General features: G+C 30.1%; 12 protein-coding genes. All 12 read right to left on the bottom strand.

All coding sequences use genetic code 11. The annotated features are described in order from the left end of the window. Nucleotides 1-68 precede the first annotated feature (68 nt). Nucleotides 69-221 (bottom strand): hypothetical protein, encoded by a 153-nt coding sequence (locus P2G10_RS12505; RefSeq protein WP_275316926.1) that lies wholly within the window; start codon nucleotides 219-221, stop codon nucleotides 69-71. 244 nt (nucleotides 222-465) lie between these two features. After that, nucleotides 466-597: a hypothetical protein gene (locus tag P2G10_RS12500; protein ID WP_275316925.1), complete on the bottom strand. Its 132-nt coding sequence runs from the start codon at nucleotides 595-597 to the stop codon at nucleotides 466-468. A gap of 33 nt (nucleotides 598-630) precedes the next feature. Further along, nucleotides 631-1,548, bottom strand: coding sequence for a hypothetical protein (locus P2G10_RS12495; protein WP_275316923.1), 918 nt, complete (start codon nucleotides 1,546-1,548; stop codon nucleotides 631-633). Nucleotides 1,549-1,801: 253 nt separating this feature from the next. Further along, nucleotides 1,802-3,475 carry a WG repeat-containing protein gene (locus P2G10_RS12490; RefSeq protein ID WP_275316922.1) on the bottom strand — a complete coding sequence of 558 codons (1,674 nt, stop codon included), beginning with the start codon at nucleotides 3,473-3,475 and terminating at the stop codon, nucleotides 1,802-1,804. A 5-nt stretch (nucleotides 3,476-3,480) separates the two neighbouring features. Next, nucleotides 3,481-4,896 carry a hypothetical protein gene (locus P2G10_RS12485; RefSeq protein WP_275316921.1) on the bottom strand — a complete coding sequence of 472 codons (1,416 nt, stop codon included), beginning with the start codon at nucleotides 4,894-4,896 and terminating at the stop codon, nucleotides 3,481-3,483. Between the two features lie 217 nt (nucleotides 4,897-5,113). Next, entirely contained in the window at nucleotides 5,114-6,127 is a 1,014-nt protein-coding gene (locus P2G10_RS12480) for an AlbA family DNA-binding domain-containing protein (RefSeq protein WP_275316920.1), read from the bottom strand. Nucleotides 6,128-6,290: 163 nt separating this feature from the next. Next, entirely contained in the window at nucleotides 6,291-7,100 is an 810-nt protein-coding gene (locus P2G10_RS12475; RefSeq protein ID WP_275316919.1) for a hypothetical protein, read from the bottom strand. A gap of 205 nt (nucleotides 7,101-7,305) precedes the next feature. Further along, nucleotides 7,306-7,770, bottom strand: coding sequence for a hypothetical protein (locus P2G10_RS12470; protein ID WP_275316917.1), 465 nt, complete (start codon nucleotides 7,768-7,770; stop codon nucleotides 7,306-7,308). Between the two features lie 585 nt (nucleotides 7,771-8,355). Continuing rightward, nucleotides 8,356-8,844 (bottom strand): hypothetical protein, encoded by a 489-nt coding sequence (locus P2G10_RS12465; protein ID WP_275316916.1) that lies wholly within the window; start codon nucleotides 8,842-8,844, stop codon nucleotides 8,356-8,358. Nucleotides 8,845-8,964: 120 nt separating this feature from the next. Beyond that, on the bottom strand, nucleotides 8,965-9,498 hold the full coding sequence (locus P2G10_RS12460) for a hypothetical protein (protein WP_275316914.1): 534 nt from the start codon (nucleotides 9,496-9,498) through the stop codon (nucleotides 8,965-8,967). A 169-nt stretch (nucleotides 9,499-9,667) separates the two neighbouring features. Beyond that, nucleotides 9,668-10,774 (bottom strand): GTPase, encoded by a 1,107-nt coding sequence (locus P2G10_RS12455; protein WP_275316913.1) that lies wholly within the window; start codon nucleotides 10,772-10,774, stop codon nucleotides 9,668-9,670. Nucleotides 10,775-11,068: 294 nt separating this feature from the next. Continuing rightward, the gene (locus P2G10_RS12450) at nucleotides 11,069-11,620 is read right to left on the bottom strand and encodes a DUF6933 domain-containing protein (RefSeq protein ID WP_068452251.1); all 552 of its coding nucleotides are present in this window, start codon (nucleotides 11,618-11,620) and stop codon (nucleotides 11,069-11,071) included. Between the last annotated feature and the right edge of the window lie 93 nt (nucleotides 11,621-11,713).

Genomic DNA, 11,713 nt, shown 5'->3' with positions numbered 1-11,713 from the left:
ATTATTGTGTAAATTTAATAAAGAAAAGGTTTGTTTTTTACCTCAGTTCTTTGTTGTGCTTAGTTCACTTAGTCTTCCTTCCATAGTTTTTCTCTCCAATTACTTAGAGTTTTAATAACATCAGTTAATTTCCATTTTTCTGAGAAGTAATTTAATCCATTAATAATTGCTGAGTTATCAATATCAGTTTCTTTATCAAAAGGTAAATTGAAATCAGTCAAAATATCTCGAGTTCCTTTATGAAGCTCCTTATGGTCATCTCTATGTTTAAAGTAATTTGCAATTCCAATAATTAATTCAATATCTGTACGTCCAGTGTCTTTTATTAAGTTACCAAATTTATACTTTTGATATTGGTTTTCTAAGGTTTCGAATCTATCGTAGATACTACTATTTATGTAGTTTTGAAAAGCAATGAACGATAACCCTATTATTGGTTCTGCTTCTTCTAAAAACCAAAGTCCATCATACCAATAAATTTCTTTTAATTTCTTTTAATTTCTTTTCTAATTCTATGATAGATTTTTCGAGACCATCTATTGTCAAGGTTAAACTTTCAAGTCTAATATCGTGTCTTTTCCAATGAGTTTTGGTCATTTAGTTTTTCTATTATCGTAGTGTTTTTTATACTTAGGTATTTTTTAATTTTACATTAAACTCTTCCAATATTTCATTTCTTTTCTTTATTATCGAAACTTCGTCTACTTTATAATATTCTTTAGGATTCATTACACCAGACATTAGACTCATATTAGTGATTTCTTTCTGCTTTTTGGAATAAAGGAAAGATGGTTCTTTTGGAATATGCATTCTTAATGCTATGATTTCAGCAAGTCCATAAAGATGAACAGGGAATCTTGATTCTTTTTTTTCTTCTTCAGCTAGGAACTTTCTATAATCTTTTAATATTCCATTATTTAAGTAGTTTTTTGTTAAAAAACCGTCACCTATGCATAAAATCATAGTTAATGATTTAACTTTCATTAATATAGTTTGTGGATAAATCATTGTCCTTAAATCAAAATTTTCGTTTTCTGAAGTAAAAACGTATAAACTAGAAGGAATACAAAACCCTACACCATCCTGATAAGCCTCTTGTATCATTTTGAAATTACCACTTTCTATTATGTTTTTTGCGGTTTTAGTAAATTCAGAGTCTCCTAATTTCAAGTAATCATTATAAAAAAGACCATAATAAATTTTGGATAACCAAGTTGAAATAAGCATTGTCAATGATTCATCAGGTCCATATTGCATTAACATTCCTGATTCTTCAGCTTTTAAATCTTTATAAAGCTGTTTAGGGTTGTCAAGTAATTCAATAATTCTGTTTTCATATTCACTCCCAAAACCACTATTACAAGAACTGTGCGCAGGCACTTTTATTCTACTATACTGAAAAGCTCCTTCACCTTTAAGCTCTTCTTCTTTTATCCCTAACTTTCCTAATAGACTATTGGGGATAATATGTTCTAAAGTTTTTTTATCTTCTATTGGTTGAGAACAGAATAAGCATATTTTCTTGATGTCATTATGGATTGTAGGCATACTATGTGTTCTTGGTTTGGTAATTAAGCACAACGTCCCTGTATATGGGCAGTGCGGGCGAAAATGGCTGTTGCTATTCGGTTGAGCCACAAGCCATATTTTAAAATTTTACTTATTATCGTTTTTTAAAATGAGCAAAATTTTAAAATGTGGCGACTTCCAAATAAACCTAAGCTTTTGGTTAAGCGACAACTCCCGCATTGCCTATATACGTTGTTGCCACACGTTATTCTCCATAAGTATATCAGTTTAATTACTTATTAAAGGGATTTATTACAATCTTATTAAAGTATTTATCGTAAACTATGGCTTTATCATCATTATAAGGCTCGCCGTCATAGTAAAGTGGATCAACAATTATATTTCCTTCCACATCAATATAACCATATAAATCTGGTAGACCCCTTACATCATTTTCTATACTAAATAATGCCAAACCATAATTAAATTCACTAATAAATTTTATATTCAAATTGCTTGTCGTATTCAAGTCGGTAGTTTTATTTGAATTTAAATTTATTAAATAATAATTCAAGCTAATATTATCCCTAGCCAATAAAGTCTTTTCAGATATAATCAATAGTGATTTACAAATAATGTCATCTGTAATTGCTTTTCCATATTTGTCAATAGTAAAAAAACCATCCCTTTTCTTATTCTCTAATACGGTCATTCCATTTTTAAACAGTTGATATTTACCAAGTCGCATTTTGTATTCACTATACATTAATCCGAATTCTTTGTTAATATTTCCTACTTGTTTATTCTGCTCATTAATAATTAAAAAATCACTTTTTTTTCTAACTATTGCTAAACCTTCTGAAAATGCCCCAGCATAATCGTATTGTACTGGTATTATTACTTGACCATTTTTTAAATAGCCATATTTATCATTCCTAAATGAGACAATGCCACCGAAGTTATAGTGGCCTATGGAATAACCTGATTTATTTTCATAAATAATAGTGCCATCTGACTTTATTGATCTCAACACGCGAACTCCTTTTCCGTTTGAAGTGATATATCCATAAGCGGTCGCTAAACCATTTTTAAAAGGTGTGATTCTAGCATAATTAGCTTCCAATATAATTTCCCCATTTTTATTGATGAGACCTTTATCATCGCCTTGTTTTGTACTAACACTAAATACAGCAACCCCATTATTTTGAAATTGCTCAATTTTATTAGAAATAAAATTTGGTGTTTTAAGCTCTATATTTTTTTTAGTATTAATTAATCCGTAATAACGTTCATCATCAGTAGGGTCTAAAATTGTTAAATAAATACCTTCTCCAACCCGATAAATAAAATCGTATTTAGTTTTGGAAAATTTCTCCCCGTTTACGTTAATTAAATAATACTTAACTATTCTTAAATCAGAACTAAATTCCTTAATTAAAGCGTAACCATCGCGAAATTGATTTCCTCCTTTTAAATTACTCTCAAAAGCTAATTTTCCATTTGAATTAAAATATCCCACACCATCGACCAAGATAGGACCACTTTCTTCCCAGTTTCTTTTCAAATTAGCCTGCATAGCCTCAGTTACATTCTTTTTATATATTTCAGAGCAGAGCTTAACATTCTCAGCCAATCTTATCACATCTTCATATTCTGGACGATCGGTAGATGCCATACTAAGATAATTGTCCAAGTGTTGTTTATTTTCCAAAGCATAATAGTAAACAAAATTATGTTTATTATTTCTTTTGACTTCTAGGTAAAATGCTTCAATTTTAGAGTTAGTTTTTCCTAACAATTTTACGCTATTATCTAACAAACTAATTGCTGATTGTGTATTTCCATTACCATAGGCCTCTTGTGCTTGCAAGAAATATGATTTTGCTAATTCTTCATTACTCTGAGCATATAATGAACTAGTTAAGAAGAGTATAGGAAAGAGTATGTAATTTTTGAATTTTGTCATAATATTTAATTATCCCAAAAGGATTTTTTTGTTTGTTTCTTATTTTTTTTTTGTTTTGGCTTAGTTTTATTACCCCAAAAATCCGTTTTTGAATTATTTTCATTTCGGTTCTTTTGAACATATGTATAAAATAAATCTTTTTCTCTACCTATTTCAATTCTTGCTGCATTTGCTGCCATAGCTTTCATCGCACTTTCCTGTTCAAGTTGTGATGTATAAGGGCCATAAATACTGTAACCATAAGTTCCTGTCTTTAATTCAAAATCTTCGATAATATCTTTTCTATAGGGTATTTGTTTGTTGGCGTCAGCAATAATTGTGAATGGCGCAAACCTAATACTACGGGTTAAATTTCTAGAAATATCAACCATATAAAAGAATACTTTATTTGTTGAGACTACTAAGGGTAAAGATTGATGAATTAGACTTTTAATAAACTCTAATTGAGATTCTTCAAGAATTTCTTCAAGTTTTACCTTTGCTTCAAGTTCTTCTTTATCTCTTATTTTTTTTTCAATTGATTCTTTTCTTTTTTTAAATTCAATAGCGTCGCGTTCTTTTTTATATGCTCTGTCAGCATTTCGTTGTCGTGCTTCTTTTTCATAAACAGCCATTTGCCTCGCTCGCCTTACATCAGCTTGCTGAGACATATTATCTAACGCATTAAGCACAGTATTTCCAGCGTTAGTTAAATTTGTTTGGCGTTGTTCATATGCTTGGGTAGAGCGATTTAATTTAGCAAGTTGTTCTCTTTCAAATTTTTCTTTACGCTCTTTATATTCTCTTTCTCTTATGTCTTGTTCAGCTATTTCTCGTCTTTTTTCTTCTGCTAATTGTCTTTTCCGAGTTTTATCAGCCTCATATTCAGAAGTGTCAACATCCAAAACTTGGTAGCCTTCGTTTTTTGTGGTTACTTTATTGTCATCTTCTTCATTATCAGGCATTTCAATCGAAGTATTGCTTGCTTTATTTTTACCTTTAGCCTCGTCTCTTCTTAAAACTTCATTTGCGCCTTCTCCACATCTAACATATCGTTCCTCACCTCTTAAATGTTTTAACTCCAATCCTACATAAAGTAATCTTTCAACAGTAAAACTAATTATGTCTGTTGCTTTATATTCTCCATATACTTCAACTATTTTTTGTCCTTGAGCAGGTACAGTAATCCGTCCCCAACTCGCCTCTTTATCTCCTTTAAAATTTAATTCAAAATCGTAATCAAACTGTCCTGTAGTAAAAATAATACGTGCTTCGTAGGTTTCGTCATCAGAAAGACCATTTATAAGTCTTCTTTGAATATCACTATTTAATAGTCCGTGGCAACTATTTTGATTTGCATTTATACTTTTCCATTCTCTAGTTTGCGCAAAAGAAGTATTAAATGAAAGAATGATAATTAATATTGATAAATAGTTTTTCATTGCTAATGTTTTAAATTCAAACTTATCTTTTTTTAAAGACTATGTCAATACCTGATAGTGGGTATTTTTTTAATGTGTGGCAACGTGTTTGTATATGGTTTGTTGCGTGTTTTAAGCAACTAATTTAGTAAATAATTACCGACCAAGAAAGTCCGCGAGGACTTTCGTAAGTAGGCTAGAACTAGCAATAAATTATATACGGTGTTGCCAACTGGCTTTATTCACTTTTTTGTTTTTCAATCGTTTTTAGTTCAGAAATTGAAATTTCCCCATTTGCCTTAACAGAATTGTCTGCATAGACTTCCCAGAAAATTATTTCATTATTAAATTCAATATCTTTTTTGAATTTAATTTCATCTAATCTAAATTGAGTTTCAGGTAAAATTGGGTCATATCTTGAAGGCCAATAATCATATGTGTTAAAAGTTCCGAAATTCTTAACATCCTTAATTTCACGAATTGTATTGTCACAAAAAATTCGTTTATATTCTATTCCATCTTTAATTACAGAACTTCTATGATTATATTCTTCTTCTTTGAGAATTGATACTGGAATTTCTAAAAAGCAATTTACGTAGTCAGCGAAAATTCCACCAACATTTTTTGCATAGACATTTAAAGTATTGATTACTGAATATTCCTTTTCCTGTTTTTCTTCTCTGTTTATTTGAAATGTAATTTGGGGAATAGGTGGTTTTACTTCGTATTTATATTTTTCAACCTCCAAAATAATTTCAATTTTTGGGGATTTATTTCGGTTCATTACATCTTTAACTTCATAATCGTACATAGGATTTTTTCCGAAATTTGATCGTTTATAATAACGAAAATCAGAAGCTTGATGAGCTGTTGTACTTTTAGGGATTCTCACAATATACACAACAGAATTAGAAGATTCTTGAATAGGAATTGATTGAATTATAATTCCGTCAATTTTTGGTGAAATCCTACCGTTTATTATGTTTTCTAACCATTCTTTGGGAAATTGAGTTCTATCAACTGCGTTTATTTTTTCAGGTAAATGGCTTTTTTCTTTTTCGTTAAATTCAGCTATTCCGTAAATAATAATTCCTCCATTTGAGTTAGCAAAAGACGAAACATCTCTAGATATTTCATCTTTTTTTCCGTCTGATTTTGCTAATGAACCTGATGCCTTATAATCCAAATGAATATTTTCCTCAATTTGGTTTATTATTAAATTCTCTAAATCTGATTCGTTCTCAATTTTCATTAATTTACGTGGTTTTTTTAGCTTGTTGGCAACGTGTTTGTGTATGATTTCGTTGCGTGTTTTAAGCACTAAATTTAGCAAATAAATCACAGATAGAAAGTCCGCGAGGACTTTCGTAAGTAAGCTATAACTAGCAATGAATTATACACGGTGTTGGCAGTAGTTATTTTTCATCTTCATAATCCTTAAATAAAACTCGTCCAACTTCAGAATTCATAAATTTCTCTGGATTTTTTAATACTTCCTTCAAAATTTTTTCCTGTTGTAATTCGTTAGGTTTTTCCAGTTTATTAATTCCGTTTATTCTATTTCCAAGAAAGCTATTTAAAGGGAAATAATCTAATAGTTGTGGACTATTCAGCTTTCCACTAATCGGATTTATTTGACAACCATTTATTCCGCTCAAATCGTGATTTCCTTTTATTACACTCCAAAATATAAAACGATTAAATTTTCCATAAATCATTAAGTTTTCTTGATTGTCAGAACTGACAATTGTCGCATCAAAAGTCCTTGCTAAATAATAACGAACACCTTTAATTCCTGTGTCATTTTTTTCGAAATCATATGTTAAGAACAAATAGTGTTTGTCAAAATTCCTTGGATATGTTTTCTTAGTTAAGAAATCTCTCCATTCTATTTCTACATTTTTTAGTAAATCAAAATACCATTTATTTGAGAGTTCTTCTGTTTTGAAATTTAGTATCAATACTCTCCATAAAAATGATATTGAAAAATAGAAGAGTTCTTCTTTATAATTTAATTCAGTTTTACCATTGATGTAGGGATAGAATATTTTTTCAGAAAACCATTTTTCTCTTATCGAAAATTCTTGTTCCGCTTTTTCTGATAATAAATAAAGTTTTATTGCGTCTTGAATTCTTTTGTTTGGCTCAATAAATTGTCTTAAATATTTTGAGCCACTTTTTTTGTGATATTTAACAGCAAATTTCGGGAAAATATGGCTTTCCATTAATTCTGTTTCTACTTTGTATAATTCACAAATGCCTTTCAGGTTATCTCGATTTTTTAATTACTGCCAACGGTTATGTATATGGAAAGTTGCGGGTTTGCGTGCGAGGAATTTCCGAAGGAAATTCAGACGTAGCAAACGTGCAACGACCTTTGTTTTAGCACAACACCAGCAATTTTTTATATACGGTGTTATGCACTGGTTTTTATTTTTCTAAATTCCACCAGAAGTACAAAATGTTCTCCTCGTTTTGGTCAGAAATGGCAAAATCTCCATTTCCTTTTGGAATTCCGTTTATTGCGTTTTGTAATTCAGTCAGTTTTTCTTTTCCGAACTGAATTTCAATTCCGTTATCCAACTCTTTAATCAGCCAATGATTTTCCGATTCAGACGTTTTGCAATTCAGAGTCAGATTCGGTTTAGATTTCCATTTAGCAATTCCGTTTTGGTTATTCGGCACGTTCAGTTGCGCTTGAGTTGGCAATTCAGTGGTTATTTTCTTTTTAGTCGACCATTCACAATCAGACATTAAATTCAATAATTCCGAAAGACTTTCACTCGCTTTTAAGTCGACCGTAAAATTCCAACTCGGATAATTTCGGTTATTGTCTTTATAAGTCCAAGAATAGACTTTTCCACTTACTTTATATTTCTCAATTTGCGCTTTCATTCGGTTTGGTCAACTTGTGCATAACGGCTTTGTGCTTATAGTTTGTTGCGTAAATTTAGCGAAAAAATAATAGATAAAACACAGACTTTTACGCTTGCGAGGTTTTTCCGCAGGAAAAACTGTTTAGCAATAAATTATGCACGTTGTTGTAAATTGTGGTTTTTTCGATTTATAATTCCGTTTTAGGTTTTCCGGTATTTTCAAAATTCAGCGTTTGAGTAAACAATTCCGCAAAGATTTTCAAGTCCGCAAAGTTGCTAAATTCCGCAAGAGTGATTTTTTGCAATCAGTTCTGTTTTTGTCAATGTTTATAAATTCCGTTTGAGTAAGAATTCCGTAAAATTGCTCTAAACTTGGGATTGTTATTTTTCCCGTGTTGACAGAAAAACGTAACTTAAATTAGAATTATTCTACAATAAGTTTCATGATTTTAACTCAGAATTGTTTCTGTCTGAGTAATTTTCCGCCATTATTTACAACGTGTTTGTGTATGGTTAGTTGCGTGTTCTAGCAACTAATTTACTAAATTAATCAAACAATAGAATATTCCGCAGGAATATTCGTAAACAAGCCTAAAACTAGCAATTAATTATACACGTTGTTGTAAACAGTTATTTTTTCTTTTATGTAATTTTCAATCAGTTTTTTGTCAGTTTCATTTCTTAAAATGAGTAACTCATTGTTTTTATGAGTCCGATAATTCATTAGAAATTTCGTTTTTCCGCTTCGAGTCAATTCCGAGTATTCAAATCGGTTTGGGTCAAACTTTTCGCTTATCAATTCCGTTTTTTGAGTTCGGTCAAGAATTTTTTTCAGTCGAGTTATCTTTCCACTTTTCTCGTCAATTTTTAATTCCGTGTAGTAAATCCACGATGCAAATCGGTAAAGTGTATAACCGATTAATGTCAGAATAGTGATAAAAATTCCAACTCCAATTCCAAGAAACCAAATAAGAAATATGAATGAAGTAGAAGTCCAAATCATTAGTTCTTTCCAATTAAATGGAATTCTGTCACTCAACGTGTGAATGTCTCCATTTTTGGAAATTCTAAAGTAGTCTTCGTGTTCGTTCATAATTGTTTACAACGTGTTTGTGTATGATTTCGTTGCGTGTTTCAGCAACTAATTTAGCAAATACAAACCAAATAGAAAATCCGCGAGGATTTTCGTAAGTAGGCGAGTACTAGCAATGAATTATATACGGTGTTGTGGTGTCGTTTTTTTTATTTTTATTGTCCAATTAGTTGTGTTTAATTCCATTGTTTCATTTCTTTCGTAATTGGCAATTTCAGTACATTCAAATTCCAGAATATTTCCATTCCAACCTTTAAATTCTATCATATCCATTTCAAAGGGACTTTTGATAATTTGCATATCATAAAGTGAATTTTCCAATTTATAAATGTCGCTATATTCTGAAAAGATAAAAGTTCCATTTGGCGTTACGTCCAAGTTTCCATAATCAACTTGTTTTTCCGATTCGATAATATTCAATTCGTTTGAATCCAAACGAAATGCACAGTCAGAAGTCAAAACAACAATTTCATTTTTTGGTTTAGATACTTTTACGTCTTTTGGAAATCCGCGAAACTGTCCGACTTTTTCAATTCCGCTTTCGTCCGTAAACTTTATCCAAGTCCAAGATTGGGAATTCCACACGTTTTCTACGTCATAAATTCGTTCTTCAAATTCGCCAGAGTAAGGTTGATTTATTATTTCAGCTTTCACTTATTTTCTTTTTTCCTCAATGTTTTTCTTAAATGCACCACAACGGTTTTGTATAAGATTAGTTGGGTGTTTAAAGCAACTAATTTAGCAAATACAAACCAACTAGAAAATCCGCGAGGATTTTCGTAAGTAGGCTTGTACTAGCAATTAATTTTATACGTTGTTAGCTTTAGTTGTTTTCTGTTTTTTTGAATGAATCAAAAGTTTCTCTCGCAATTTTTTCAGCATCAATAATCATATCATTACCAATCCAAGATGTCATTTTAAACCCAATTCCAGCAGCTATTGCTTGTCCAACAAACGGAATCCATTTTGAAGCTGTTTTAGTTGCTACTGTCGCACTTAATTTTTTAAGTAAAACCATAATAGCTTCTTTTCCACCATATCTTGATGTGTATTGAAGAACTTTAGTTGCAACAAATTTTGCGCTTTTTTTATCTAAAAATTGCATATTATAATCTTGTTGTTCCTTATTTAATCCGTAAATGTTTTGAACTTCTCTAGACATTTTAAGCATAAGCGCAACATCAAGGGCAATATCAACTCCGGGAACTGGGTTCAAACCATTTGCAGCTGCAAGAGCAGAAAATCTTGACACAATTTTTTCGGCAATATTCTTTTTCTCTAGTAATATTTTCTCACTTGTAATATTGATGTCAGCTATAAATCGTTCTCTTTTAAAGCTCTTAAGGTTCAAAAAAATATCTTCAAGTAATTTACTTAAATCATATTCACTAGGATAGTCAGCAGAAGTTAAATAAACACCTTTAACTCTATAACCTTTTAAATTTTCTGAAATATTATTCTGAACTTTTTTAAACGTTTCTTCTGCGCTAATGTTTCTTTTTAAACCTCTGTCAATAGAAAAATCAATTTTAGTTCTTACTGCAAAAACTGGCTTTTTAATTTTGATTAACTCTTGAATTAAATATAAATCATCTTCGTAAAACCTATCTGAAGTAACTAAAATTACACAATCAAATTCTGCAATGTTAAATTTATTAATATATTCTTCTTTTGGGAAATTTGAAGTTGAACAACCTGGTAAATCATAAAATAATAGTCCATTATTTTCAATCGGTTCATTTACATTCATTGTGGTTTCTATTTCTCCAACTTCTGCAACTTCTTCTCCAGCAATAGCATTTATTAATGACGATTTTCCAGTTCCACTTCTACCAATAATTCCACATTTAATTTTTGCGTTTTTGTAGCTTTCCAAATCTTTTTTGAATTTTTTCAAAACCTCTTTTAGGTCTAATTTTTCTAATTCCATATTTAATTTTAATTTATAATTATTGTATTAAGGTTTTGTTTCTTTAAAAAAGACCTCATTTTTTTCTATTCCGAAAGTTGCTCATCAATTAAAGCTAACGTGTTTATATATGGTTTGTTGCGTGATTTAGCACCTAATTTAGTAAATAAAAACTGAATAGAAAATCCGCGAGGATTTTCGTAAGTAAGCAAAAAGCCAGCAATAAATTATATATGGTGTTGGGCGTAGGCTTTTTTGTTCAACTTTTTTTCAAATTCTATTTTGTTATTCTAAATCTTTCAATTCTTTCCTGTTTTAAAGTACAATTCTGTTTTTTTCTAAAAATGATTTTTTTTCGTAATTATTTATCATTTCATTCATTTTTTCTTTTGGATATTTCCAATTCAACATTTTGTTCGGTGAACTATTTAGTCTGCCATTCAAATCTCTAAAGTTCATATTTTCATAATCTCCAAATTCATATTTCCAATCCTCAAGAAAAAGCAAACAGTTATTTAAAGAACCATTAGTACTTCTGTCATTATTTGTTTCCTGCAATTTAATTTCTCCGATTATTTTCTCCACCAATTCATATCTTGTTTCAATTCCGTCAAAAGTTAGTTGAGCAAATAAATTCTCTTTAAAAATAGAAGATATATTTTTTAAGTCAGTTTTCTTTATATTCGGTAAGATTAAAAGGTATTTTGTCATTTTATTGATTAATAACCAACATTTTTTATGACTTACATAAAATAGAGTAGAAGTCCAATCTCCTAAATATTCATTATTAAATTCCTCATTTTCAGATATAAATTCTTTCGTTATTTTTTCTAACTTTCGAGTTGTAAATATTCTTGTTTTACTCATTTGTCAAGTTTTAACGTTCTGATTTTTAGCTTACGCCCAACGGTTTTTTGTATAGAAAGTTGCTTTTTAAGAGCTCGGCGAATTTTCCGCAGG

This window comes from Tenacibaculum bernardetii (assembly GCF_029125915.1).
GTDB classification, from domain to species: Bacteria; Bacteroidota; Bacteroidia; order Flavobacteriales; family Flavobacteriaceae; genus Polaribacter; species Polaribacter bernardetii.
Note: the sequence above shows the minus strand (reverse complement) of the source record. Positions and strands in the feature narration are given on the sequence as shown.